Below are 26,952 nucleotides of genomic sequence, written 5' to 3' on the forward strand. Positions count from 1 at the left end.
TAAGCTCCTGTGGAAGCGAGCCTGCTCGCGATGCAGGCGCTGCGCTATGCATGAAAGATCGCAGTGATACCATCGCGAGCAAGCCCGCTCCCACAAGATTTGTGTTTCAGACCCTGAATACCGGCACCGGATTACACCAACGCTCCTTGTACTCGCGATCGGCACGGCCGAACGAGAAGCGCAAAGGCTTGTTGACGCTACGGGCCTGCTCCCAGGCAGCCTGGGTATTGATAAAACTCAACACGCTACCAGGGCTGAATTCGCGGGTTTGGGGATCGACGCCACCATTGACGTATTCGACACTGATCCACTCTGGCGACTCAGCGCGGTACACCAGCTGAATGGCTATCGGCGCATCATTGAGGAAAACCACCGAGCCAATCAATAGCTCGCGCAACAGCTCAATGACCTCAGCCATACGCTCGGCTCCCGTGGCGACAAAACCCCAGCGCCGCAGAAACAAATCGCAATAGATACTCGCCAGTTCAACGCTGGAAAACTCCGAAACCGGGCGCACAACGCCGCCCGCCTCTTCCAGCAAACGCAGTTCGCGGCGCTGGTTATAGCGGAATTTCTTCGACAGCTCTTCGGGCGTGCGAGCCATGGCCAACTGCTCGGCCTGTGGCTTGAGGGTACTGAACCGGCCTTCGCAGAGCTGCGACAGATAACGCCCACGGTGACGCAAAGGCGCCGCCGCATCAGCCGCTGCAGGCAGGATCAGCTCAGCATTGCCCAGATCGAACAGGCCTTTTTTGCCGTGACGCTTGAGCACGTCCTTGGACAGGGCCAGGTCGCGACCCCAGGTCGGGATTGCCGCTTTCAGCTCGCCGCCCTGCTCCCAGGCCAGATAGCGCACCGGGATGCCAGCCAACTGCGCCAAGCGCTCGACCACCAGCGGATGGGTGGCAACACTGCCACCAAAACGCTGCCAGGCATCGGCATAGGTGCCAGCATCCACAACGCTCCAGCCGCGCTCGCGCCAGCCTTGAAATCGATTGAGCATCAGGACTCCGCAGTCAGGTCGGTGACTTGCGCCAAGTGCCAGAATGTATTGCGTACCGCCTGATCACTGAAGCGCTCGTGCAAGCGTTCAAGCATCAGTTCGGCGCAGGCCAGGCGCTGCTCGTCATCGAGTTGCGCCAAGTGTTGCAGGCCTTGGGCCAGATGCTCGGCATCGCCCAGCGGGAACAATACCCCCACGCCCTCGACCACTTCCTTGGCGCCGCCACAGGCCGTGGCCAGCAACGGCACGCCAGCCGCCATGGCTTCCAGCAGTACCATGCCGAACGGTTCGTGATCGGAACTCAACGCAAACACATCAAAGGCCCGGAAATAACGCCGCGCATCGGGCACCTGGCCCAGAAACAGCACATGTGGGCTGACCCCGAGTTCTATGGCCAGCTCTTTGAGGTCTTGCTCCAAACGGCCCTTGCCCATAATCACCAACTGACTGTCAGTCGGCAGATTGGGCAGCGCCTTGGCGAAACCACGGATCAACGTGGCCTGGTCCTTGTCCGGATGCAGACGCCCGACATTACCCACAATAAAGCCATCGACCGACAGCCCCAGCGCTTCACGCGCCGGAGTGCCAGACAATTGCTCGGCTTGCACGGTATTGATATCGATGCGGTTGTAGAGCGTGCTGATGCGACCCGTTGGCCACTTGGGCAGGCACTTGCGCATGTCGTCACGCACCGCGTCCGAGACACCGAGCAGGCTCAGGCGCTTGCGAAACAGGTGGGCAAACAGCTTGCGACTGCGACGCTGATAGTCGCCAAACGCGTGATGCACGCCGATCACCGGCAAGCCGGTGGCCAACAAGGCGACATAAATCGGCTTGAAGCGGTGGGCGATGCAAAAACTGAAGTTGCGCGAAGCGGCGATCTTGCGCAGCTCGCGGATGGCGCCCAGCTTGAGGCCGCGAATGGCCTTGGAGCTGAACTCCATGAACAGCACTTCATCAGACGCACAGCCTGCGGCCACTTGCGGGTCGGCCGCCCCGGTCAAAAAGACCGTGGTGACCTTGTACCCGGTGCCGGCAAACAGGCTGGCGTACTGGCGCGCGCAGTCCAGAAACGGCCCGTCATAGCCGTGGCAGAACTGCAGCACATGACGCTCAGTCGAGCGATTCATAAGTCTCGGCGCCGTCTTTAACTACCAAAATATCTTCCATGATCAGGTACTGCAGATCGGAACCGAAGAACATGTTCAGCGCGTCGGTCGGCGAGCAAACCATCGGTTCGCCACGGCGGTTGAGCGAGGTGTTCAGCGACACGCCGTTGCCGGTCAGCACTTCCAGCGCCTTCATCATGTCGTAGTAGCGCGGGTTGTATTCGCGCTTGAGCACCTGGGCGCGGGAGGTGCCATCTTCATGGACAACCTCTGGCACGCGGGATTTCCACTCGTCCGACACTTCAAAGGTGAAGGTCATGAACGGTGCTGGATGATCGACCTTGATCATCTGCGGGCCAACGGTGTCGAGCATCGACGGGCAGAAAGGCCTCCAGCGCTCGCGGAACTTGATTTGTTCGTTGATGCGGTCTGCCACGCCTTCGCTGCTCGGGCAACCAATGATCGAACGACCACCCAGTGCACGCGGACCGAACTCCATACGGCCCTGGAACCAGGCCACCGGATTGCCGTCGACCATGATCTTGGCGATCTTCTCCGGGGTGCCCTCGATCTTGCGATACGCAGGCTTGCCCGGGTGACGGGCACAGGCCGCGATCACATCTTCGTTGCTGTACGCAGGGCCGAGGTAGACGTGTTCCATCTTCTCGACCGGCACGCCGCGAGCGTGAGACACATAAGCCGCCGCACCCACTGCAGTACCGGCATCGCCGGATGCAGGCTGTACAAACAGCTCTTTGACTTCAGGACGGGCGATGATTTTCTGGTTCAGCTTCACGTTCAACGCGCAGCCGCCCGCAAAGGCCATCTTGCCGGTCTCTTTAAGAATGTCGCCCAGGTAGTGATCGATCATCTGCAGCGACAGTTTTTCAAACAGCGCCTGCATGCTGGCCGCGTAGTGGATGTACGGCTCGTCGGCGATATCGCCTTCGCGCTTTGGCCCCAGCCACTCGATCAGTTTTGGCGAGAAGTAGAACCCCTTGCCCTTTTCTTTGTAACGACGCAGGCCGATGACGTTGGCGTACTCGGTGTTGATCACCAATTCGCCGTTTTCAAACGAAGCCAAACGCGAAAAATCGTATTTGCTGGCGTCGCCGTATGGTGCCATGCCCATCACCTTGAACTCGCCGTCCAGCATCTCGAAACCGAGGAACTCGGTGATCGCGCCGTACAGACCGCCCAGGGAATCCGGGTCGAAGAATTCCTTGATCTTGGTGATCTTGCCGTTTTCACCATAACCGAAGAAGGTCGTGGCGTACTCACCCTTGCCGTCGATACCCAGGATCGCGGTTTTCTCTTTGAAACCCGAACAGTGGTAAGCGCTGGAAGCGTGAGCCAAGTGGTGCTCAACCGGTTCGATCTTGATTTTCTTCGGATCAAAGCCCAGTTGCTCAAGGCAGAACACAATCTTGTTGCGATAGCGCTTGTAGCGACGGTTGCCCATCAGGATCGCGTCAAGGGCGCGATCCGGGGCGTACCAGTAGCGCTTGGCGTAGTGCCAGCGGGCCTTGCCGAACAAGCTGATCGGGGCGAAAGGGATCGCCACAACGTCAACGTCGGAAGGTTTGATACCCGCTTGCTCAAGGCAGAATTTCGCGGACTCGTAGGGCATGCGGTTCTTTGCATGCTTATCGCGTACGAAGCGCTCTTCTTCAGCCGCCGCTACCAGCTTGCCGTCGATATAGAGGGCTGCTGAGGGATCATGGCTAAGGGCGCCGGACAGGCCAAGAATCGTCAATGCCACAGGTTGGGCCTCTTTTGAATGCAGGCAGGCGGCGGGCGCCTGAAAAAATGGTGTGCCCCCCGCAACGCGAGGAACAACTAAAGGGCGGGATTATAGCGTAAAGCGCGAACGAATGACCCAGCGCTATTTGCCACGCCCTGCCAGCGGGGCTTATGGGTGCCTGGTGCCGCTACTTCACGCGAGGGCAACATATATATAAGCCCAGCCACCCATCGCTTTGCGATTACCTGTGACGAAGTTTTTGCGTGTTTTTTGCGCTCACCAAACCACAGGATAAAACCATGCCTGACAACCTGGCACTGCTCACACAAGCCGACAAAGAACTGTCCACTCTGCGGCAAAGCCTTCCCGACCTTGAAATCGCCATGGAGAAAAGCCTGCGGCGCTACTGCCCATTACTTGCGCAAGATGCCTGTACCAACTGGCTTTTCATCAATCAAGCAGGACCGTCAGAACCGGGGCAATCGCCCGTCATCATCAGTAAATCCATCAGCATGCTTATCGATCAGTGCTACCTCGATCAGCAAGTGCCGACCCTCGATCAGCACACCACGAAGATCTACAGCTACGCGCACACCCTCGATGAACAGGACCGGGTCACTGCAATAACCGCTGAACAGCTCACAAAATTCCTCGCCTTTGTCACCTACGACCTCGAGCAGTGCGTGCAGGATGGACTGAACGACTTTTGGCAAACACCACGCCAGGAGATCAAGTCACTCACTCCGAAAGACTGGTTGTCCGGTTATGTTTTCGACCTGATCCGGGCAGAAGCGACTGTGCGCCATGCAGACAAAACCTTCGACACAGCCAGCCTGGATGCCGTCTACCAGATGTTCCATTCACCCTCCAGGCCGCCCGCCCGGGCCGACTTCGCCTTCTATTCGCTATGGCTCAATGGCCAGCCGGCTCAAAGTGCTGTGCCGCTGCATGGCGTTTTCGTAATAACCACGAAAAACCTGCCCACCGTGGTGACCGATAACTCGCAACTGCGCGTGGTGCAAGACGAAATACCGCGCACGGTGGTGCTCTTCACCCCCAGTCAAGGCCTGGAAACCTTCACCACGCTTACAGCGCTGACCCAGGAGCTGGGCGAGCGACTCAAGGACACCTACCAACGCGAGACATTACTCAATTGCGTTCTGGCGCAGGATCGTGACCGCGCCCTTGCCCACCAACATGTGGATTACCGCCCGGTACGGGACAAGCCCCCCCAGACGTTCTACGTTGAACAACTGATCGACAAGCAAAAACGCGACATGGGCCATGCCTGGTCAATGGCCCGCACGCGCAAAGAGAACGTCACCCTTGAGCAACTGAACAACCTGATGGATCAGTCGCTGAACTCAAGCATGCTGTTAAAACCCGCAAGCATCTTGCAGGCTCGCCATACGCGGCTGCATGAAACTCGGCTCCCGGTCTGGCTTAAAACCGCCAGCGAGGCAAACAAAAACCTATGGCGCCTGGCAGTTGAAAGGCTAAGTCATGAGCGGCTGGCTTGCGAAACCACAGAGGCCTTCCCCATCGCGCAAAGTGGGAAAAAAAGCACCCTGTTGGGCTATGCGCGTTTGCAACTCAAACAACAAATCAAAGCTGACCACGGAATTGAAGTCGACCCCGACAACATTTTTATCTCCACCACCGAAGCCCTGCAGACAGGCGCCGTGATCAACCCTGTCAGCGGTTCCGGTTTCCCCGCAGGGGCGAGTATCGGCCGCACCGGGCCAACCATCAGCTATCACACGACAAGACACAGCCTGAGCGAACTGGCGCTCGCCAACGTCGGGATATGGGATGTCACATTTGCCCTGACCGCACGTATCACCGACGCCCAAGGCAAACCCCACACCGTCCTGACTCACAGCTACATCAAGGCACTGGTGCGCCAACTGGATGTGGGCGAAAACTACAAAGCCAGGCTCATGTATTTGCTCGTGAATTCACCCCAGGCCCGTTGGCGCAAAGAGCGGTATGCCGCACTCAAGGCCGCACAGCTCAATCTGGATCTGATTGAAGCGCGGCTGTCGGGCATTCTGACTGAAGATCATGCCGCCTGGGTTCAAGCCGTATTGGATCACCCGGTTGATAAAAACCGTCCATTGGTCAAGGGGGCCCAGATCAAACCACTCTGGCTGGTATTGCGTTACAAGACACTGCCGGGATTGTTGGTGTTCAGTTGCACCGGTTCAACACAATTGCTTTGTTATCTGCCCGATGCACCAGAAAACACCTGGTTTGTGGTAGCCAGTTCGCACCGTGATCTGGCTCGCATCCTGTCGCAGCCGCTATTTCACAACTACCTCCTGAGCCGGGTGACCTCCGCACAGCAGGCCTACATCAAGCCGTTGTTCAGAGAAGGGCTGGACACAAGCAACACTCAGTTGCGAATCATCAATCACCACGCTTTCGAAGCGTCTTATGACACTGAAGCCTTGCATGCGCTCAGGGAGGCGGACGAGCAATCGACCTCAACCTATGAAAGCAACCTCAACACTGCCAAAGAGGCGGTACTGACGGCGATTGATGTCATATCGTTTGCCCTGCCCACCCGGATACTGCTGCCGATTGTCGCCGCGCGGTTTTTCTACCAGTTGGCGCTAGGCTATGACGCCCTGCAACGGGACGAAGAATCAGAAGCCCTTCTTCATTTTATGGGGTCAATCAGTCATCTGACCGATGGCGCCTCGGACTTTGCCGGCTCCTCGGTCTTTAGTCGCTCCATCCGCGCACGAATCAAACAACCTGTTCCCAGGCTCAACACTGCCGGGGCGAGCTCCCCCGTCCTTACCGGGCTGAGGCTGCGCACTGGCGAGGAATACGGTGCCGGTGTGTATGAGACAGTCTCGGTTGAAGGCACTGCGCCAGCCCAATACGTTCAGGACAGGACAGGCAATGTGTATCGCAGCCATTACGACAGCCTGGACGAAACCTGGCGGGTCATTGACGAAAGACAGCCCGATGCGCAGTACCGCGTGCCCGTGCACGAGCTTTCGGCAGGCAGATGGGACATTGATCCTGCACCGCACCTGTTCAGTCAGAAGAGCGGTATCCAACGCGCAATAGACAGCGCAGTAATCACGGACGTCAACCTGGCGGGCAAAACACCTGATACCAAAGGCGTGTACCGGGTGGGTAACCTTAGTTATATCGAACAAAGTGGCCTGGTTTTCGAGGTCTACAGCGGTTGGTTGGGTCGCGATTTGTACCTGCAAATACCAGCAGGCTCCAGCAGCGCCAATCTCCGTTACAAAGTGCGACGCATAGTGGGGCACTGGGAGATAAAACATCGTATATCCAGCACCACAAAGCGCTGGGAACCCTTGGTGCGCAGCCGCGCCGAGCTGCCTGTGAGCTCACCAGAGGTTCCATACAGCGCTTACGATCTGCCTGCAGAGCACCAAGCCATTGTCAGGGAGCTCGTTGTTGGCAACGACAAGCTACTGCAGACCGACTATGTCTCCCCCCACCCCAGCCTTCAGATATCCAGCCATTTCTTTAAAACACTGCGGGTCAAACTACTGTTGGACGCCCAGGCCTTCCTCAAGGCAGCTCCCCCCCGGCAGCGGGCCGTACGACCTTTTCTAACGCAGGACATCTCGCCAGAGAACCTCTTCAACGAGCTGTACGAACAGTCTCAAGGCGTGATTCTAGGTGAGAGCCACTCCCAGCTCTCGGCCAAAAAAATCCTGATCACCCAGATGGATGCAATCAAAAATAACGACGTGGGGGTGATCTTCCTCGAACATCTGCAAACGGATGTGCATCAGGGCATGCTGGATGACTTCTTTACTACGCAAAAAATGCCATCGGAGCTGGACGTCTTTCTCAAAGCCCAGGATGCCGGGCACCAAATCAACCCTTTGAGTGAATACACCTATAGCCGATTGGTCCGCGAAGCTATCCACCATCGCATTCCGATCAAGGCCCTGGACTGCGTGGCCAGTTATCATGTCAACGGGATGCGTACTCGCTACCCCGATGTCAATCGCACTGAAATGTTCAACTACTTCGCCACGCAGGTAATCCGCGGGCATTTGGCACAAAACCCCCATCAAAAATGGATAGCCCTTACCGGTAATAGCCACATCAATACGTATCAAGGTGTGCCAGGGCTCGCCGAGCTGGAAGGTGCGATAGGTATATCTCTCTCCGATGCCACTCCCGGCCATGGCCTCGGCCTGCTTCAGGATCTCGCTGTGATCGTGCCTCCGACGGTATGGCATCCAGGGCACATTTTATTGAAAGCCGACTACTGGCTGGAAGTGGAGATACCCGGTACACCGCTACGACCGCACACCCGGACTGCGGCACAGATCGACATAAAACTCAGCCAGCCGGGCATGTACCTGCTGCAAAATGTCCCAGTGGAAGGCCCCTATCTGATCCATCGTGCCAATAGTCGACAAATTGCTCGCACACGCTTGCAAGTCGACGAAGGCAAAGTGTTTATCGATCGTCCCGATTGGACCGATATTCATCTCAAACGCTATGACTACCTTGAGTTCCTGATTGCAGACCTGAAAAAACTGGGCCTACAACCTGCACGCTAACCAAGGTGTCCGTTGCTTATGCGCGGGCCGGTAACGGCCTGCCGTGAGGCAAGCGTTTACTTCAACCGCCCGCACTGATTAGTCGAGAGCAAGACAACACATATATAAGCCCAACGCCCCAAGGCTATGGGATTTCCTGTGAACACACTTTTGCGCACCCATCCGGGCGCAAGGCTCATCACAGGAAGCATGCGATGCCTGAATATCTGGAACATTTCAAAAGCCTGCCGCACGAGCTGCAGCGGCTCACCAAGGCCTTCCCCCGCCTCGACCAAGCACTGAACCATCGGCTGCGGCTGCTGTTCCCCAGGCTTTCCAGGGACGCAGCCCTTGACCGGCTCTACTTGAACTACGAAGAGCCGGCGCAACCCGGTCAGTTACCGGTGATCGCCAGCCGAACCCTTGGCGCGCTGGTCGAGCAGTGCTATCTCACCCGGGCAGTACCGACCTTTTTTCAGAACACTGCGCGCATTTACAACCACCCCCACACCCTGGACGATCAGCACCTGACTCGCGGCATTACGGCGCCCGAGTTTGAGCAATTGCTCGACTTCACAACCCACAGCCTTGAGCTTTGCGTTAAAGATGCCCTCAGCTATTTCTGGCAAACGCCCAATAACAATCTCGACGGCCTCACACCCAAAGCCTGGCTAACCCAGTACACCCGCGACCTGATCCTGTCCGAGGCCACTGTGCGTCACGGCGAAAACACCCTTGCGCCCAACCCCATGGAGGCGATCAAGCAGGTCTTCCCCGTTATTGGTCCTCGTTCTGCACAGCCGCCACGCAGTGCTTTCAGTTTTTATGAGGTCTCACTCGATGGTCATCCCCTGCAAGGGGGTATTCGGCTGCATGGCGTGTTCGTGATCACTCATAACAACGTGCCCCGAGCTTCCAGCGATGCCCATGACAATCGCATCGTGCAGGACGAAACGCCGCGTACCGTGGTGCTCTATACGCCGAGCAATGGCCTCGAAGCATTCACCTCACTCAAGGCACTCAGCGAAGAAATGAGCGCGCGCCTCAGGGATGAAGTCCAGCGCGAGACGATTCTCGACTATGTGCTGGCTGCAGAACGTACGCGCGCGCTTACCCATGGGCACGTGGACTTCGGCTCGATCGAGGAAGACGACATACCGACCTTTTACAGCGACCAACTGATCGAAAAACAGAAGCACGATCAGCAACACGCATGGGCACTTGCCCGCACCCGGAAACAGGACGCCACGCTTGAGCATTTGTCCGAGCTGATCGAACAGTCACTCAATTCAAGCTTGCCTCTCCAGCCCGCCCGCATTGTGCATGCGCGCTATGTCCGGCTGCTGGAAAGCCGGTTGCCGCAATGGCTTGTGTCAGCCTCTGATGCCGACAAAGCCCAGTGGCGTCTGGCCGTCGAGCGCTTGAATCTTGAGCGTCACGCGTCGCAGGCTCCAGACACCCAATCCCTTGCAGAAGTCGGACAAAAAAACACCCTGCTGGGGTATGCCAGGATTCAACTCAAACAACGGATCAAAGCCGATCACGGGATAGAGATTGATCCCGACAGCATTTTCATCTCGACCACCGAAGCCCTGCAGACCGGCCCGCTGGTTTACCCTGGCAGTGGCGCCGGGCTTCCCTCGGGCTTTGCCGTCGGCGTCAGCCTGGAACGAACAGGCCACACAATTACCCACAGAACCACTCAACGAAGCCTGAGTGAATTGGCCTTGGCCAACGTAGGTATCTGGGACACAACCTTTGCTCTGACAGCACTGGTAAAGGATGCCAAGGGCAATCGCCACCCGGTTCTTACCCCGGCCTATCTGAAAGCGCTGGTGCGTCAGCTGGATATCGGCGGGCGATACAAAGCCCGACTCAATGATTTGCTGGTGAACTCTGAACAAGCCCTCTGGCGCAAGGAGCGCTATATCGACTTCAGCAAGGCTCAACTGCAACTGGACCTGCTGGAAGCCAGGTTGTCGGGCAGTTTGAGCGTCGAACATGTGGCCTGGATTCAACACGCGCTGGATCACCCCGTCGAGGCCACACGCCCCTGGTTCAACGGCAAACAAGTCAAAGTGCATCTGTTGATTCTGCGCTACAAGCCACTGCCCGGCGCGCTGGTATTCAGCTTGACCGGATCAGCCCAGCTGCTGTGCTACCTGCCCGGTGCGCCGAATAACCGTTGGTTCGTGAGCGCACATTCGCGCAATGAGCTGGCCAGACGACTGTCTCACCTCTCATTGCGCAGCTATGTACTGCAACGCGTGACGGTTGCTCAAAAGCCCTATATCAAGCCGTTGCTGGAAGCAGGAATGACGGACACCACTGTGCAACTCCAGATCATCCCTCACCACCTGCTTGAAGCCTCATACGACACAGAAGCCTTGCATGCCATCCACGAAGCCGACGAGCAATCGACCTCCACATGGGAAAGCAACCTCAATACCGCAAAAGAAGCCGCGCTGACCGCCATCGACATCATCTCTTTTGCAATGCCGATCAAGCTCTTGCTGCCCATCGTACTGGCTCGTTTCGTCTACCAGTTGATGCAGGGTGTAGATGCGCTGCAACGGGATGAAGAGCACGAAGCACTGCTGCACTTTTTAGGCGCTATCACTCATCTGACCGACGGTGCCTCGGACTTTGCCGGTTCTGCCGTTTTTGGCCAGGTGATCCGCCAGCGCGCGAAGCTGCCAGCGCCTACCCTGAGCCCTGCGGCGGCGAGCCCACACGCGGCGACAGGGCTCAAACTTCGCACAGGCGACGAATTCGGTACTGGGGTCCTTGAGTCAACTTCGGTGAACAACAAGCCCGACTATTACGTCAAAGCCAGTAATGGCCAATTGTATCGCAGCCACTATGACGCGCTGGATCAAACCTGGCGGGTGATTGACCCGCGCAAACCCGAGGCTCACTACCAACTGGCGCTTCGCGAACTGTCAGCCGGGATCTGGGATGCCAGCCCTGTTCGCTCCCTGAGCAACCAGCAGGCCGGGATTGAACGGGTGATTGAAAGCGCCAAAGTCACAGGCATTGACCTGCGCGGTAAAAATCCTGACGCACGCGGCGTGTATCGCGTTCACAACCAGCGATATATCGAACAAAACGGCGTAGTTTTTGAAGTCAGCAGTGGCTGGCTGGGCCGTAACTGGTACCTGCAAGTGCCCGCAGGTTCCCGCAGTACCAGGGTCAGTTACAAAGTGCGGCGCACCACGGGTTACTGGGAAATCAAACACCGCTCCGGCACCACAAAACGCTGGGAGCCTCTGGTACATGACAGCAGCGAGCTGGCGCTCAACACCGCCGAGAGCAGCTACAGCGCTTACGATTTACCGGCCAACTACAAAGTCCGCGTACAGGACTTGATCACCAACTATCCGGTGTTGTTTGACAACAGAACACTCATCCAGCATCTCGGGCTCAATGAGACCAGCCAACTGTTCTCAAGGCTACGTACCAGACTCCTGACCGATGCCCGCGCCTTTCTCAAAACCAGCCCCGTCAAGCCACGCCCCATACTTCCGGAAATACCCACTAACACGTCACCCAAAAACCTGTTTGATCGCCTTTACGAAAACACTCAAGGCATCGTGCTGGGCGAAACACACGCCCAACAGTCAGGCAAACAGATCCTGATCGCCCAGATGAGCGATCTGGCCAACAATGATGTGAAAGTGCTGTTTCTCGAACACCTGCACACCGACTTGCACCAAGCACATCTGGATGCATTCTTTGAAAGCGGAAAAATGCCCGTGGCGCTGGATGATTTCCTCAGGCGACAAGACGCTGGTCACCGGCTCAACCCCACAAGCCCCTTCACCTACAGCCAACTGGTGCGCGAAGCCCAACATTACCGCATTCGCATCAAAGCGCTGGATTGCACGGCAAGCTACAACCCCAGGATCCAGATCAGTGCAAACCCCGACCTGAATCGGTATGAAATGTTCAGCTACTTTGGCGCCCAGATGATCAACCGTTATCGGAGCCAGAACCCCACCCACAAGTGGATCGCCCTGACTGGAAATTCCCACGCCAACACGTATCAGGGCGTGCCCGGGCTGGCAGAACTGGAGGGCGCCATCGGCGTACGTGTTTCCGATGCGGCCCCGGGCCAAGGCCACGGTTTGCAGCAGAACCTGGGGGCGGTGATACCTCCGAGCTTTCAGCAACCCGAGTACCTGTTTTTGAAAAACGATTATTGGCTGGAGATCGAGTTACCCGGCATTGCGCCTGATCGACCGGCATTTTCCCAGGCACAAATCGAAGCAATGCTGGCTCAGCCCGGCGAGTTCATGTTTGGAAACTCTCCATTGAACGGCCCGGAGCTGATCCAGCGCACCCGCAACCAGGAGATCCTGCGCAGCCGTATCCAAAGCGATAACGGCCAGTTTTTTATCGAGCTTGGCGATTGGCCAGATATCCACCTCAAGCGCTATGACATCTTTGACAGCCTGGTCAGCGACTTGAAAGAAAAAGGCATGCAGCTCGTGAACTGGTAGCCCACCACAACACCAGTCAGGACAACCGTGTTTTGTCCTGACCGGTTACTTTTGCTGGCTATCGCTCCCTCAGCCGCTAAAATGCGCGGCCTCTGCTAGCCTGATGCCCGTCGCCCAGACGGGTCGCGTCACACGGAACCGCCATAACCCTCATGAAATTTTTTGTACCCGCCCGCCTTGCCTTGCTGCTGCCTGGTCTTTTTATTGCGCCCCCAACGCTGGCCGAACCGCTGGAACTCGATCCCAGCGTCATCACCGGCTCGCGCAGTGCCAGCCAAAGCTTTAACCTGCCGTATTCGGTCGACAGCATCAGCCAGCAACAAATCAGCGACGGCCAATTGGGCATTAACGCGTCCGAGGTACTGTCCCGCGTGCCAGGGCTGGTGGTGCAAAACCGCCAGAACTACGCCCAGGACTTGCAGATTTCGTCCCGAGGCTTTGGCGCCCGTTCGGCCTTTGGCGTACGCGGCATCAAGTTGATCGCCGATGGCATCCCGGCCAGCACTCCTGATGGCCAAGGTCAGGCGGCCACGTTCAACCTCGACACTGCCGAGCGTATCGAAGTGCTGCGCGGCCCCGCCGCAACCCTTTACGGCAGCAACGCCGGAGGGGTGATTCAAATGTTCTCCCGTGACGGCGAAGGCCCACCGCGTATCGGTGCCGAAACCCTGATCGGCAGCGACGGCATGAGCAAGAATCACCTGACAGCTGAAGGCGCCACCGATGACGTGGGCTTTGTGCTCGATGCCTCGCGCATGGACACCGACGGCTACCGCGACCACAGCGCCGCCCGCCGCGACCAGACCTTTGCCAAGCTCAACCTGAAGCCTGACGAAGACAGCAAGCTGGCGCTGATCTATAGCAGCCTCGAGCAAAACGGCACGCAAGACCCGCTGGGCCAAAGTTGGGCCGCCTACAAAGCCGACCCGCGCTCGGTCACACCCAATGCGATTACCTACAACACTCGTAAAAGTATCGATCATCAGCAACTGGGCCTGAACTACGAGCGCTACATCGGTGACGCCACCTTGCAGGTCAATGCCTATACCGGCACCCGTAGTGTGATTCAGTATTTGGCGATTCCCAAGGGTACGCCCAGCAACAACCAAGGCGGCGGCGTGGTTCAGTTCGACCGCAAGTTCTACGGCGGCAGCCTGCGCTGGTTGCAACCGGTATACGGCGTGCCGGGTGACCTGACCCTGATCGGCGGCCTGGACTTTGACCAAAGCCAAGACAGCCGTCACGGTTACAACAACTTCGTTGGCAACCAACTGGGCGTTAAAGGTGCACTGGTACGCGACGAAGTCGACACCGCCCGCAGCCTCGACCCCTACGTGCAGGCCAACTGGGCGCTGGACAACTGGACCGTACAGGCCGGTTTACGCTACAGCACCATGGAAATGGACGTCGACGATCAATTCTTGAGCAATGGCGACGACAGCGGCACCAAGCGCTATGAAAAAGCCACGCCCTCCATGAGCGTGATGTACGCCTTTACCCCTGAACTGCATGGATATGTGAGTGCGGGCAAAGGGTTTGAAACACCGACCCAAGCCGAACTGGCCTACTCACCAAGTGGCCAGGGCTTCAACTTTGGCCTCAAGCCTTCTGAAAGCACCCAGTATGAAATGGGCTTGAAGGCACAGATCAGTAACACGCGGATCAATGCTGCTGTATTCCAGATCACCACCGAAGATGAGCTGGTGGTACAGAGCAACACCGGTGGGCGTACGACTTATCAAAACGCCGGGCGCACCTTGCGCCGAGGTTTCGAACTGGGCGTCGAAAGCCAGCTCAGCGAACACTGGACCACTACCCTCGCCTACACCCGCCTGCAAGCCACCTACGACAGCGACTTCGCCAGCACCAAAGGCACCGTGGACAAAGGCAACTACCTGCCGGGCGTACCGCAAACCACCCTGTTTGCCGAAGTGAACTGGAAACCCACGGATTGGGTCAGCACTGCAATCGAAGGCATGTACCGCAGCAAGGTGTATGTCGAAGACACCAACACCCAAAAGGCAGCACCGGCCTACAGCGTGTTCAACTGGCGGGCGAAGTTTGAGCAAAAAGTAGAGCACTGGACCTTCCACCAAACCCTGCGCCTGGACAACCTGCTGGACCGCCAGTACGTGGGTTCGGTGATCGTGGCTGATGGCAATCAGCGCTACTACGAAGCCGCACCGGGCCGCTCGTGGTACGCGGGCGCCGGGGCGCAGTACAGCTTCTAATAAACCCGCGACCTGCGGCTACCCAATGTAGAGACTCTGTTCTAGGTCAAGCCCCCCAGTTGGAGCGAGCCTGCTCGCGAATGATCTTCGCGAGCAAGCTCGCTCCCACGCTTGAAGTGTCTCTGTAGCTACTCTGTTCCCGGTCAAGCACTAGCGAGGCGTCTGAATTTACGACTGCTTCGCAGCCGGACGCAGCCTCGCTGCGCTCCTCAGCGGCTACAAAAAGCGATCAGGCGTAGGGCTTGATGTCGTTGTTGTGGTGGTGGGCATATCTATCTAACACTCTTCCAAAAAAGCCCTGTGGTTCCTTTACCTGCATGTACGACCTGCATCACGCACGTCGACCTCAGTAAAGGAATGCACAGCCATGCCCCTCTCTTCAACTCCACTCAAGGATGCCGAGCAACAGCTGTTGGCATTTTCAAAACTCGTACCGAATCTGGAAGCTGCCTTCCAGTACCATCTGCACCCGTTTTTCCCTGGGCTGCCTGCGGACATTCGCATCAATGAGATTTATCTGACCGGCCTGACTGACGTCGACGAACCGGGTCAGGACGAACAACTAATCTCTCACTCACTGCTGGAAATTCTCAATACCCGCTACCTGACCGGTGAATCCCCCGCTTACCTGATAGGCACAAGCCAGGTTTATCGCGTGCCCGACTCAACAGACAGGCAGCACCTTATTCCCCAAATGCCCGTTGCCGTACTGGAAACCTTTGTCGACTATCTCATCCAGCACCTCAAATGGTGCTTAACCAATACACTCACGCACTTTTGGAAAACCCCCCACCCTGGCCTGGAGAACCGAACGCCCCGTGAATGGCTGAGGCGGTTTTTCATGGGTTTGGTTCAAGCTGAACAGTCGCTGAGGCTACGTGACCAGACACTTAGCGCAACAGAAAGCCAAACCGTGCTCGACGTACTCGAGACATCCCGCAGTCAGGATCGAATCGACCGTCAGCACGCCAACTACACAGGGGTTTACGAAATACTCATCCGCGGGCCTTTCCCCGCACTCGACTGGCCGCTTCCTGGTGCTTTTGTACTGACCCGGGCGGGAACATCAGGTATCGATTCACTCTCGACAAACTTTGAAACGCCGAGTTTTTCGCCCTCTCCAGCCGCCACCAATTTAGCCCTGCTGTACCTGCCAGACAGCGGCTTACAGGCGTTCAGCTCGTTGCAGGCACTGGATCTGGAGCTGCGATTACGGCTAGGGGACGAGGTACAAAGCAAGGCGCTGCTCAGTGTTCGACCTACCCAGGAACACCCACCTATACAGGGCCACGCTCACAGCCTGGGCTACCGCGAAATACACGGTCACGTCTTTGCAGAGCGTGCTGGGGCATTGATTCAGGCGCAACTGGCCAATATCGATCACGCGTGGGCCAGTGCCGCCCTCAACGGCAGTGCCAACAATCTGGACGCACTGGACGACTACCTGAGCGACGCACTGTCGTTGAGCCGTTACCTCAAGCCCGCCGCCATCATCCAGAACCGCTACACCCGGCTATTTGAAAAACAACTGCCTGACTGGCTCAAATCAGCGCCCGAGGCGCAAAAGGGTCGTTGGCGCCATGCAGTGGCAACCCTGAGTCGCGAGGTCGCGTTGTCACAAGGCCCCGGCATGCCCCGCGCTCAACAAAGCGGCAATAAAACCTACCTGCTGGCCTTTGCTCGAGACCGGCTCAGGCAACGGATCAGAGAGGATCTTGGCATAACGGTCGACCCGGACACGCTGGTGCTCGTTACCACCGATGCCCTGCAGACCGGCCCCATTATTTACCCGCTGGCGAATTCAGGTTTTGCGGCGGGCATGAGCCTGGACAGAACGGGCCCCACCGTGACCCTTCAACCGGTCCGACGCACGCTGTCGGAAGCTGCGCTGGATAATGTCGGGGCACTGGACGTTACGTTCGCCTTGACGGCCACCATTACAGACGGTCATGGCAATCGTCATCCCATGCTGAGCAGTTCGTACCTTAAATCCATTATCCGCGAACTGGATATCGGCACCGCTTACCGTGATTTCTTGAACGAAACCCTGCTTACCTCCGAACAGGCAAGCTGGCGCAAAGAGCGTTACCGGGCACTCAAGACGGCGCAGATGCGCCTCGACACCTTTGAAGCCAGGCTGTCCGGGCAACTCTCCAACCAACAGGCCGACTGGGTTGAAGCCTTGCTGGACGCAGACACCGCGAAAATCATCGTTTCGAAGATTTCGACCCGGCTATTGATGTTGCGTGGTAACCCCATGCCCGGCGTGCTGCTGGTTACTGCCCACAGCAGCACACAGCAACAACTGTGCTATCTGCCGGAGGCCCCGGACCGTGTATGGTTTCGCACCTTTGACAACCTTAATGAGCTGGCCAGGCAACTGTCATTGCCTGCGTTGCGCGACTACGTTTTACAACGCACCTCTGTGCTCGAACAGGCCTATTTAAACCCACTGTTAAAGGCCGGCCTGACCGATTCGAACATCCAGGACCAAGCCATCACCGAGCATTTTCTGGATGCCAGCTACGCTGGCGAAGTGGCCTTTGCGCTGCGTAACGTCGATGAACAATCGACCACAACGCGAGAGGCCAATATTCAAACGGTCAAAGACACCGTCATGACCGTGGTGGACATCATCAGCTTCGCACTGCCGCTCAAGGTATTGATCCCGCTATCGATCGGGCGTTTTCTATATGGGCTCTATCAAGGCGTGGACGCGCTGCGGCGTGAGCAGGACCATGAGGCGATGCTGCACTGGCTCATCTGCGTCGCGCACCTGACCGATGCCGGGTCAGACTTTGCTGGCTCCCAGGTTTTTGCATCTTCCATTCGGGTTCGCAGCGGCCCTGTTACGCGGGCCTTCAGTCCGGGCGCCGCCTCACTCAAAACACCGCAGCAGATGACCTTGCTCAAGGGTGAGCACTATCGCCAGGGGGTGTATGAGTTCAAACCCTCCCACGGTGCTGCTGGCGAGTACTACCTGCCGGATGCCAATGGGCGTCTGTTCCAGGCCACTTATGATCGAACCCAAGACACATGGCTGATGATTGACCGGCGCATGCCGAACGCCGCATACAAAACCCCTTCCTTGGAAGTAGCGCTGGGTAAATGGAAAGCCAACGCCTCGACGCCAATGAGCAACCAGATTTTCGGGATTAACACGTTGATTAACCAAGCACGCGTGAGCGGTATTGAGCACTTGCGTGACATCCCGGATACGCAAGGGATTTACACCCTGAACCAACGCCATTACATCCAGCAAAACAACGAGGTGTTCGAAGTGAGCGCAGGCGTACCCGGCCCTGGTTTGCACCTGATCATTGCAACTGGCTCAAGCACCACCCAACCGGTGTTCAAAATCAGGCGCAATCTGGGCAGCAGCGAATGGGAGGTCAAGCACTCGACATCACGGGGCTATCCTCGCTGGACAGCGTTAAGAGCAGGCGCACGCCACATTTCTCCTCCGCTACCCGTAGACACGCAAAACCTCACTCTGCTACCGCGAGAGCACCGAGCAGGAGTCGAGGCTTTTATCAAAGCCCAGACGCGCAATCAGAACACTCGGAGCGCGACCTTTCGTGACCCTGTAGTCATACAAGCCAGTCAGTTTTTTTACCGATTGCGACTCGACTTCATCAATCGAGCCCAGACTTTTATCCACTCGGCTGTGCTGGCGCCTCGCGTCAGCATTCCGCAACTGGCTCAAGCGACACCCCACCCCGAGATTTTGCGGCAGATCTACAGCCGATCCACGGGACTCGTGGTCGGTGAAAACCATTATTCAGTGGCCAGCAAAAAATTCCTGATCGATAACATGGCCGAATTGGCAAAAAACGATGTGAAAACCTTTTACCTTGAGCACCTGCAAACCGACTTCCATCAGGCCGATCTGGATATCAATGCCAGAAGCGGCATTATCAGCCACAAGCTCAACAAGTTTTTGAAACAGCTGTACAAGCGCGAAGGCCTCGACAGCCACCCGGCTTACACCTTCCTGACCCTGGTCACCGCCGCCCGCTCGCACGGGATCAGAGTCATCGCCCTCGACTGTGCCTCCAGCTACAACATAATCGGCAAGCGGGACTATCACTTGAAACGCTGCAAGGCGCTCAGCTTTTATGGCTCTGAAACGATCCGCGCCCATCAGGCAGAGCACGGCGCCCATAAATGGGTAGCCTTGGTCGGCAGTACCCATGTCAATACCTTTGAAGGCATACCCGGCCTGGCCGAATTGAATGGCGGCATCGGGATGAAAGTCATGGACACGTTACCGGGCCAACCGACCGGCATTGGCCCGGATAAAGGCCGTGTCACCTTCATGAAAAATGGCCCCTTGAGCCTCGCCTTTTACAAGACTGACTTGCGTCTCTCTGTGGAAGTGAGCGCTAGCCGAACGTATTGGGGCCCGCGCCAGCGCCAGGAAATCGAACGTTTGCTCAACCAAGTCAACCAGTACACCTTTAACAACCATCCCATCGACGGGCCAACGCTGTTTCATCGCAGCGCCACGACTGAGCTGATCGAGACACCACTGCTCTGTGACCCCGATGGCAAGGTCTACCTGCAAAGGCCCGAATGGCCAGACGTGCATGACGTGCGATTTGCTCAAGCCCAGGATTTGGCCATCAATATGGCAGCTATGGGCATGACCTATGTGAAATAGGCGCGCTCAGCGACCCACCTGTAGATACTCTGTTCCAGGTCAAAAAATTGTGGGAGCGAGCCTGCTCGCGAATGATCTTCGCGAGCAGGCTCGCTCCCACGTTTGAAGTATCTCAAGCCGCTGACGAGGAACAAAGGCAGCGGCTACAAGTGCGCGCCTAAGCCTCTACTATGGTTTTGGGTAAGCGCCCATCAATCACTTGATGCAATGCGCTGCCAGCTGGCCAGTTGCGCATGAAGCGCGCACGGTCGCGGGCGTAGGCCGAAGCGAAGCTGCCAGGCGAGCGATGCTGGCACATCGAATCCAGATCGATCAGTGCCCAGCGGCCATCAGCCCAAAACACGTTATGACCCTTGAGATCACCGTGGCTGATACGCTCACGAATCAAATCGGCAAACAACTGGTCCAGCGCCTGCAATTCGGATTCCGGGGCATCGCCGCGCTCAACATACGGCGCAAAACGCTCGATGATATCGGGCCCCGGCAAATACTCGGTGACCAGATACGCTTTGCCGCGCAGCCACAGAAAACGGGTTTCCAGCAGCGCCAGCGGCTTGGGCGTGGCGATGCCCAGAAACGCCAGCCGATTGCCTTCACGCCACGAATGCCAGGCCCGGCTCGGACGCCAGAAGCGTTTGAGCCAGTGGGCAAAACCCTTGATGTTGTAGCGCTTGACCACCAGGGTGCGACCGGCCACTTCAACTTTGCCGACACTTGCCGCACCGCCGGTTTTGTACAGATGGCCCTGATCGAGCAAGGCATCGGCCTTGGCCAGTACAGGCAACATGGCGGGTTCTTCTTCGCGCAAAACAGCGCGCAGGGCGAAGGCCCCGCGCTGCACGCTAAACAGCGAGCAATCGCGGCCGACCTTGTTCAAGTAATCATTCAAGCGCCAGGCACGTACCTTCTCGACCTGCCTGAGCAGCGCCTCGAGCGGCAAGGCGTGTTCGCCGTTGCTCAGCAGGTAATGCACCAGCAGCTCTTCGATAAACGGCTCAAGATTTTTGGGGAGCTGGGCGAAGAACACCCCGAGGTTTTCCAGCACTTTCTGCCGCGACAGCGGTTTGCCCGCCTCTTCGACGCAAATGCCTGCACCGTCGATCAAATACAACTTACCGCCCTGGCGCAGCAGGTTGTCCAGATGCAGATCCTGCTGCCACAAACCTTTGAGGTGCATCTGGCCAATCGCAGCCAAAGCCTCGCCCAGCACAGCCGCTTGTTCGTCCGCCAAAACCGGCAAGCCCTGCACCGCCTTCCAGGCCTGATCGAGGCTTTGCGCGTCTTCGATAAATTCGAACAACAACCAGCCGCCCTCGCTTTCCTGCAAGCCATCGGCCAGCAACTGTGGCGTGGTCAAACCCTGTTCAGCCAACAGGCGTACGCCCGTCAACTCGCGCTGAAAATTGCGTGCTGCCTTGCTGCCCACCATCAATTTGGCCAGCACGGTACGCCCGCGCCATACCCCGGCACCGACATAGCGCTGCCCCGGCAATACCCGCAGCAAGGTCAACAGCTGCAATTGCGCAGGGCCGGCCGCGTCGGCCAGTTCAATACTCAGCGGCAAGCCCGGTGCACGACCGGCCTTTTGCAGTTCGGACAAACGCATCAGCGACCTCCCTTGTGGCTGCGGCGCACATTCAGCCGCGCCAGCCAGGCATCGACCAGACCACTGTCGACCGGCTGATCCAGATAGGCCGCGAGCAAGGCGCGCACATCGGCGTCAGTCCAGACATGCGCCCGGCGCAGCAACGGCTCGATGTCCTTGACCCGATCACGTTGGCCCAGCAACAAGGGCCGGGTTTTTTCCAGATCGATCAGTTGGGCGCGATAACCCGCGCCAGCGGCCTGCAAGAAGATGTGCTTGGGGTAAAAACAGCCATGCACCTGACGCGCGGCGTGCAGGCGACGGGCCAACTGGCCGCACTCGCGCAAAATCGCCTGCTGCTGATCGTTGCTCAGTTGCGGCCATTGCTCAAGCAGCGAATCAAGGTCATTCCAACCATCAAGTGCCCGAGTCATCAGCACCGCTCGGCGTTCGCCAGCCACTTTGAGCTCGCCAAAAAACACCGCTTCCAGCGCCGGGATACCCATTTGCTCATAACGCTGAATATTGCGGAATTCGCGGGCGAAACTCGGTTCGCCAAACGGGCTGTGCAGCGTGCGGGTCAGGTAATTGCTCTGGCGCTTGAGGTAAAACCCCTGGCCTTCGAGGTCCATGCGAAACACGCTGCTCCAACCACCACCGCTGGTGTTGGGTTCGTCCACCGATTCCAGTTGCACGGACCACAATGAATCAAAGTCAGCCAGGCCGTGGCGCTCAAGCAAGGCTCGGTCGGCATCCGCGATAAAATCAGTCATTCCCGGCCCTCAAAAAAGCGCACGATATGACGGACCCGTTCCTTGTCTGCCGCATTGAGCGTAGTGCGCCCGGTGTATTGGAAATAAAAACGTAACCGCTGGGTGTAGGACAGGTGGTATTTGGCCACTTTGTCGAGGCACGCCAGGTCTTTGGTGATGCGATATTTGAGCCAGAAGCCGCGCCAGAAATCGCCGTTAGGGCAGTCGATCAAGAACAGCTTGGGCTGGTCGTCGATCAGCAGGTTGCGCCACTTCAGGTCGTTATGGGTAAAGCGATGGTCGTGCATGATTCGGGTATAGCGCGCCAGCTGGCGGCTAACGCAATCGACCCACGCGCGATCCTTGAGCAGCGGATCATGCTTGTCGGCAAGCTCCGACAAATCGCGGGTGTTGGGCAGTTCGCGAGTGATCATGGCGCCACGCGAATAGGCAAAACCACTGCGTTCAAGGCCCCAGGCCACTACCTCGGCGGTGGGAATACCCCATTTGGCAAAACGCTTGAGGTTCTGCCATTCGGACTTGACCCGCGGACGGCCCAAATAACGGCGCAAGCCTTTGCCCGCGCCGGTGTAGCGCTTGACGTAGTAATTGACCCCGCCACGCTCGACACGAATCACTTCCGATAACGGATCGCGGGTCAGGTGCTCGCCCTGCAAGGCAAACACCGCCTCCAGACTGCCGAAATCAGATGCCAACGCGCTGTAAGCGGGTTCCAGATTCCAACCCGCCATTACAGTGCATCTCCATAACGCTGTTTGCGTTCGTAGAGTTTGCTCGCCTTGCCTTCCAGCCACGCCAGCAGGTGTGCTTCATCGCGCAGGATCTTGCGCAGCGGCATCTGGAAATAACCACGCAGGAAGCGCAGTTTGTCCCGTTGCGTCAGGCCGATATCCAGCGCCGAGAAGTACAGCGCCGCCAGATCCTTGTTACGCCAACGCTTGCTGATCACTGCACGGGTTTGCGCGCGATGCAGGTCAATAATGGACAAGCGGAAGTCTTCGGCCGTAACCGGCTTGTCGGTATGCAGCAAAAAGTGGCAGATGTAGCAGTCGCGATGGTTAACCCCGGCGCGGTGCATCATGCCGGTCATACGCGCCACTTCGGCGATCAGCGCATGCTTGAGCTTGGGTTGCGGCGGCTGCTTGACCCAGTTGAGGCTGAAGTCTTCGAGGCTGACCGTCGGCGCCAGCTCTTCGGTGATGATGAACGAGTGCTGCGCCGCCGGGTTGCTGCCCTTTTCGCCATAGGCGACCGCCGTCATGGTCGGCACGCCGACTTCGTGCAGGCGCTTGATGGCTCGCCACTCCTGGCCTGCACCGAGGACCGGCAGCTTAGCCGTCAGCAGGTTTTTGAAGACTTCACCCCAGCCAATACCACGGTGGATTTTCACAAAGAAACCGCGTCCGTCGACTTCGGTACGCAAGGTACGTCGGCCTTCCAGTTCACGGTAAACCTCGCCTTCCAGACGCTCGACTTCGGTGAACGCATCGCGTCCTGCCCACAAGCTCTTGAACGGTTCGGCAAGAATCAGTTTCATCAGTGTTGCTCCGCCAGAATCACATCCGCAGCGTGCTGCGGCATGCTGTAGAGGTCGGCCGTCTGCGCGTAGGCCAGGCCATTTTGGCTCCAGGCCGCGCGCGCAGCATCGTCGGACAACATGTGTGTCAGGTATTCATTGAGTTGCGCCTGCTCGAACGGCTCGTCCAGTACACGGCCGCAATCAGCGTCGCTAATGTAATGGGCGTAGCCACAGACGGCACTGACCAGCACCGGCAAACCTGCCACCAGCGCTTCAAGCAGCACGGTGCCGGTGTTTTCGTTGTACGCCGGGTGGATCAGCAAATCGGCGCCCAGCAGGAAACGCGGGATATCGCTGCGGCCCTTGAGGAACTGCACATGATCGCCAAGCCCCAGGGTAGCGCTCTGCAATTGAAAGACTTTGGGGTCGTCCTGACCAATGACAAATAATTTAGTGCGTTTTTTAAGCTCGCCAGGCAAGGCCGCCAGGGCTTTGAGGCTGCGATCCACGCCTTTGGTCTTGAACCCGGAACCGATCTGTACCAGCAGCAAATCGTCGTCTGCCAGGTTGAACTCGCGCCGGAACTCGGCGCGAATCTCGGCGGCATTAGCGGGTGCACGGCGGTCCAGGGCGATACCCGGCGGAAGCAGATGGAAGCGCTCCAGCGGGGTGTCGTAATGCTTGATAAACAGCGGCTGCTGGACTTCGGAAATCATCAGGATTTCAGTCTTCGCGTGCTTGTCGAACACTGCCCGCTCGTACTCGGCAAAGTGCTTGTAGCGCTTGAAGAAGCGATAGAACGAATGGCGCAGGTTTTGCGCCTTGTCTTCAAAGCAGCCGTCGGCCGCGTAATACACGTCCAGACCCGGCATTTTATTGAAACCGATCAGGCGGTCCACCGGGCGTTTGGCTAGGTCAGCCTGCATCCAGGCGAGCATTTTTTCGTTGCGGGTATGGTTGTGGAAGGCCTTGACCGGCGCCACCAGCACTTCAAAACCCGGCGGGATATCGCCTTCCCAGATCATGGTGTAGACGCGAATTTGATGGCCGCGCTTCTGACATTCCAGCGCAATGCGCATGAAATCACGTTGCAGCCCGCCAAACGGGAAATATTTGTACAGCACAAAAGCCAGTTGCATCAGCGCAGTTCCTCAGCCAGTAACAACGTGCTTAATCGACTTGCGACACGCTCAGGGTTCAAACGGGTAAAGCACAAAGGCCACTCGTTTTTCAGATCAAACCGCTGCTGGTCCTGTGCAGTCGGAGTGTAGGTACATTTTTTCTGCAGGCACGGCGCACACGGAAAATCGCTGGCCAGGTGGATCTGCACCTTGCCATAGGCGCCGGTCAGCCCCGGATTGGTGGGACCAAACAGGGAGATGGTCGGCACATCCAATGCTGCCGCCAGATGCCCCAGCCCGGTATCGACCGCCACGCAGGCGCTGGCACTGGCCAGTACCTTGGCAACACCGGCCAGGTTCAGTTTGGGCAGCACCACCGCATTGTTCAGACCACTGGCGATGCGTTCGGCGCGAGCTTTCTCTGCCGGGTTACCCCACGGCAGACGCACTTCGACACCCATGTGCCCCATGCGCAAGGCCAGATCGCGCCAGTACACTTCGGGCCAGTGTTTGGTGTCCCAGGTGGTGCCGTGCAAAAACAGCACGTAAGGCTTGTTGCGCGGCAGTTCAATCAGGCGTTCAACATCGAGGCCGTAATCGCCCAGCCCTTTGGGCAGGTCGTACCCCAATGCCACCGCAAACAGCTGACGCAAACGCTCGACCGCGTGCTGCCCACGGGCCACGGCCAGACGGCGCTGATAAAAACGGCTGGCCAGCGGCTCACGGGCAGAGTCTTTATCCAGACCGGCCACCGGGGCGTTTACATAGCGGGTCAGCCAGGCACTTTTGACCAGGCCTTGAGCATCGATCACCAGATCGTATTTTTCGGCACGCAGGCTTTGCTTGAAACGCCGCCACTCACCGCTCTTGATGGTGTCCCAGATGTTTTTGCGCCAGCGCCGGATTGCCACTGGAATCACTTTGCCCACAGCCGGGTGCCAGGTCGGAATTTCGGCAAAGCCTTCTTCCACGACCCAGTCAAAGGTGATCCCTGGAATCGCCCGTGCCGCATCGGTCAACGCGGGCAAGGCATGGATCACATCCCCAAGGGATGAGGTTTTGACCAACAGAACCCGCACTTAGTTGACCTCGACCGGTGAGCCCTGCAAACGCTGCAAGGCTTCAACCACAGGTGCAGGCATCAGCTCGCGCAGGCAGTTGTAGTGGCCGAAGCGGCAGGTACGATCAAAACACGGGCTGCAATCGAGGCCCAGACGCACGATTTCGACCTTATCAGCCAAAGGCGGGGTAAAGCCCGGTGACGTGGAACCATAGACCGCCACCAGCGGACGGTTCAGCGCTGCGGCCACGTGCATCAGCCCCGAATCATTGGACACCACGGCGTCGGCACATGAGAGCAAATCAATAGCCTCGGCCAGCGAGGTCTCGCCGCTGAGGTTGACCGACTCTTCGCGCAGCCCAGGGATCAGCCGCGAGCGGATATCTTCGCCCACCGCGTGATCATTTTTGGAGCCGAACAACCACACCTGCCAGCCTTCGCGGATCTTTTGTTCTGCGACCTTGGCGTAATGCTCCGACGGCCAACGCTTGGACTCGCCAAATTCGGCACCCGGGCATAGCGCCAGTACCGGGCGGTCCAGCTCCAGGCCGAACTTGCTCAGCGCGCCAGAGCGGCTTTGTGGGTCAATCTGCAAATCAGGACGCGGGTACGGCTTGGGCAGGTCTGCCCCCGGCTCATAGGCCAGTGCCATAAAACGCTCGATCATCAACGGGTAGCGTTCTTTATCGAGCTTGCGCACGTCGTTAAGCAGGCCGTAGCGGAATTCGCCGCGCCAGCCGGTACGTTTGGGAATACCCGCGAAGAACGGCACAAGGGCCGATTTCAGCGAGTTGGGCAACAAAATTGCCTGATCGTATTGGCCCTTGAGGGACTTGCCGATCTTGCGTCGCGTGGCCAGTTCGAGCGCGCCGTGGCCGAGCGGAAAGCTCAAGGCCTTGCGAACTTCAGGCATGCGCTCAAGGATGGGCCGGCTCCACTCGGGGGCCAGCACATCTATTTCGCACTGCGGGTGGCGCTGTTTAAGGCACTGGAACAGTGTCTGCGCCATCACCATGTCACCGACCCAGCTGGGCCCAACGATCAAAATATTCATAAGTTTCCATAAACAAGCAAGGGAGGCATTCGCCTCCCTGC

General features: G+C 57.8%; 14 protein-coding genes. 4 read left to right on the plus strand and 10 right to left on the minus strand.

Annotated elements, in window-relative coordinates; genetic code table 11:
- Positions 1–106: 106 nt before the first annotated feature.
- From U5A05_RS22370 to U5A05_RS22380, 3 genes are read right to left on the minus strand one after another with little or no spacing between them, the layout of a single operon-like run.
- A complete protein-coding gene (locus tag U5A05_RS22370; RefSeq protein WP_261740011.1) occupies positions 107–1,003 on the minus strand; it encodes an antimicrobial resistance protein Mig-14 in 897 nt (298 codons plus the stop codon).
- Positions 1,003–2,133 carry a glycosyltransferase gene (locus tag U5A05_RS22375; RefSeq protein WP_321834899.1) on the minus strand — a complete coding sequence of 377 codons (1,131 nt, stop codon included), beginning with the start codon at positions 2,131–2,133 and terminating at the stop codon, positions 1,003–1,005. Before U5A05_RS22375 ends, U5A05_RS22370 begins: the two co-directional genes overlap by 1 nt.
- Positions 2,117–3,874 carry a carbamoyltransferase family protein gene (locus U5A05_RS22380; RefSeq protein ID WP_261740013.1) on the minus strand — a complete coding sequence of 586 codons (1,758 nt, stop codon included), beginning with the start codon at positions 3,872–3,874 and terminating at the stop codon, positions 2,117–2,119. The genes U5A05_RS22375 and U5A05_RS22380 overlap by 17 nt, the downstream gene beginning before the upstream one ends.
- A gap of 281 nt (positions 3,875–4,155) precedes the next feature.
- Here U5A05_RS22380 and U5A05_RS22385 point away from each other — a divergent pair, with 281 nt between their 5' ends.
- The 4 genes from U5A05_RS22385 (at position 4,156) to U5A05_RS22400 (ending at position 19,799) form a co-directional block, all read left to right on the plus strand.
- A complete protein-coding gene (locus U5A05_RS22385; protein WP_321834901.1) occupies positions 4,156–8,424 on the plus strand; it encodes a dermonecrotic toxin domain-containing protein in 4,269 nt (1,422 codons plus the stop codon).
- A 194-nt stretch (positions 8,425–8,618) separates the two neighbouring features.
- Entirely contained in the window at positions 8,619–12,905 is a 4,287-nt protein-coding gene (locus U5A05_RS22390; RefSeq protein WP_321834903.1) for a membrane-targeted effector domain-containing toxin, read from the plus strand.
- 152 nt (positions 12,906–13,057) lie between these two features.
- On the plus strand, positions 13,058–15,136 hold the full coding sequence (locus tag U5A05_RS22395) for a TonB-dependent receptor family protein (protein WP_261740016.1): 2,079 nt from the start codon (positions 13,058–13,060) through the stop codon (positions 15,134–15,136).
- Between the two features lie 367 nt (positions 15,137–15,503).
- On the plus strand, positions 15,504–19,799 hold the full coding sequence (locus U5A05_RS22400; protein WP_321834904.1) for a membrane-targeted effector domain-containing toxin: 4,296 nt from the start codon (positions 15,504–15,506) through the stop codon (positions 19,797–19,799).
- A 157-nt stretch (positions 19,800–19,956) separates the two neighbouring features.
- Here U5A05_RS22400 and U5A05_RS22405 read toward each other — a convergent pair whose 3' ends face one another.
- The 7 genes from U5A05_RS22405 to waaF are packed head-to-tail and all read right to left on the minus strand — an operon-like array spanning position 19,957 to position 26,911.
- Complete coding sequence (locus U5A05_RS22405) at positions 19,957–21,405, minus strand: lipopolysaccharide kinase InaA family protein (protein ID WP_321834906.1); 1,449 nt, start codon at positions 21,403–21,405, stop codon at positions 19,957–19,959.
- Positions 21,405–22,157: a lipopolysaccharide kinase InaA family protein gene (locus U5A05_RS22410; protein ID WP_321834907.1), complete on the minus strand. Its 753-nt coding sequence runs from the start codon at positions 22,155–22,157 to the stop codon at positions 21,405–21,407. The genes U5A05_RS22405 and U5A05_RS22410 overlap by 1 nt, the downstream gene beginning before the upstream one ends.
- The gene (locus tag U5A05_RS22415) at positions 22,154–22,888 is read right to left on the minus strand and encodes a lipopolysaccharide kinase InaA family protein (RefSeq protein WP_261740021.1); all 735 of its coding nucleotides are present in this window, start codon (positions 22,886–22,888) and stop codon (positions 22,154–22,156) included. The genes U5A05_RS22410 and U5A05_RS22415 overlap by 4 nt, the downstream gene beginning before the upstream one ends.
- The gene (rfaP, locus tag U5A05_RS22420) at positions 22,888–23,694 is read right to left on the minus strand and encodes a lipopolysaccharide core heptose(I) kinase RfaP (protein WP_261740022.1); all 807 of its coding nucleotides are present in this window, start codon (positions 23,692–23,694) and stop codon (positions 22,888–22,890) included. The genes U5A05_RS22415 and rfaP overlap by 1 nt, the downstream gene beginning before the upstream one ends.
- Positions 23,694–24,815: a glycosyltransferase family 4 protein gene (locus U5A05_RS22425; protein ID WP_261740023.1), complete on the minus strand. Its 1,122-nt coding sequence runs from the start codon at positions 24,813–24,815 to the stop codon at positions 23,694–23,696. Before U5A05_RS22425 ends, rfaP begins: the two co-directional genes overlap by 1 nt.
- A complete protein-coding gene (gene waaC, locus U5A05_RS22430; protein ID WP_261740024.1) occupies positions 24,815–25,876 on the minus strand; it encodes a lipopolysaccharide heptosyltransferase I in 1,062 nt (353 codons plus the stop codon). The genes U5A05_RS22425 and waaC overlap by 1 nt, the downstream gene beginning before the upstream one ends.
- The gene (gene waaF, locus U5A05_RS22435) at positions 25,877–26,911 is read right to left on the minus strand and encodes a lipopolysaccharide heptosyltransferase II (RefSeq protein ID WP_261740025.1); all 1,035 of its coding nucleotides are present in this window, start codon (positions 26,909–26,911) and stop codon (positions 25,877–25,879) included.
- Positions 26,912–26,952 lie beyond the last annotated feature (41 nt).

The organism is Pseudomonas kulmbachensis (genome assembly GCF_963681935.1).
Lineage (GTDB): Bacteria > Pseudomonadota > Gammaproteobacteria > Pseudomonadales > Pseudomonadaceae > Aquipseudomonas > Aquipseudomonas kulmbachensis.

Bases quoted from the DNA above. Each gene is read 5' to 3' on its own strand.
- U5A05_RS22370 (WP_261740011.1), bottom strand. From the start codon at position 1,003: ATGCTCAATCGATTTCAAGGCTGGCGCGAGCGCGGCTGGAGCGTTGTG.
- U5A05_RS22375 (WP_321834899.1), bottom strand. From the start codon at position 2,133: ATGAATCGCTCGACTGAGCGTCATGTGCTGCAGTTCTGCCACGGCTAT.
- U5A05_RS22385 (WP_321834901.1), top strand. From the start codon at position 4,156: ATGCCTGACAACCTGGCACTGCTCACACAAGCCGACAAAGAACTGTCC.
- U5A05_RS22390 (WP_321834903.1), top strand. From the start codon at position 8,619: ATGCCTGAATATCTGGAACATTTCAAAAGCCTGCCGCACGAGCTGCAG.
- U5A05_RS22395 (WP_261740016.1), top strand. From the start codon at position 13,058: ATGAAATTTTTTGTACCCGCCCGCCTTGCCTTGCTGCTGCCTGGTCTT.
- U5A05_RS22400 (WP_321834904.1), top strand. From the start codon at position 15,504: ATGCCCCTCTCTTCAACTCCACTCAAGGATGCCGAGCAACAGCTGTTG.
- U5A05_RS22405 (WP_321834906.1), bottom strand. From the start codon at position 21,405: ATGCGTTTGTCCGAACTGCAAAAGGCCGGTCGTGCACCGGGCTTGCCG.
- U5A05_RS22410 (WP_321834907.1), bottom strand. From the start codon at position 22,157: ATGACTGATTTTATCGCGGATGCCGACCGAGCCTTGCTTGAGCGCCAC.
- U5A05_RS22415 (WP_261740021.1), bottom strand. From the start codon at position 22,888: ATGGCGGGTTGGAATCTGGAACCCGCTTACAGCGCGTTGGCATCTGAT.
- rfaP (WP_261740022.1), bottom strand. From the start codon at position 23,694: ATGAAACTGATTCTTGCCGAACCGTTCAAGAGCTTGTGGGCAGGACGC.
- U5A05_RS22425 (WP_261740023.1), bottom strand. From the start codon at position 24,815: ATGCAACTGGCTTTTGTGCTGTACAAATATTTCCCGTTTGGCGGGCTG.
- waaF (WP_261740025.1), bottom strand. From the start codon at position 26,911: ATGAATATTTTGATCGTTGGGCCCAGCTGGGTCGGTGACATGGTGATG.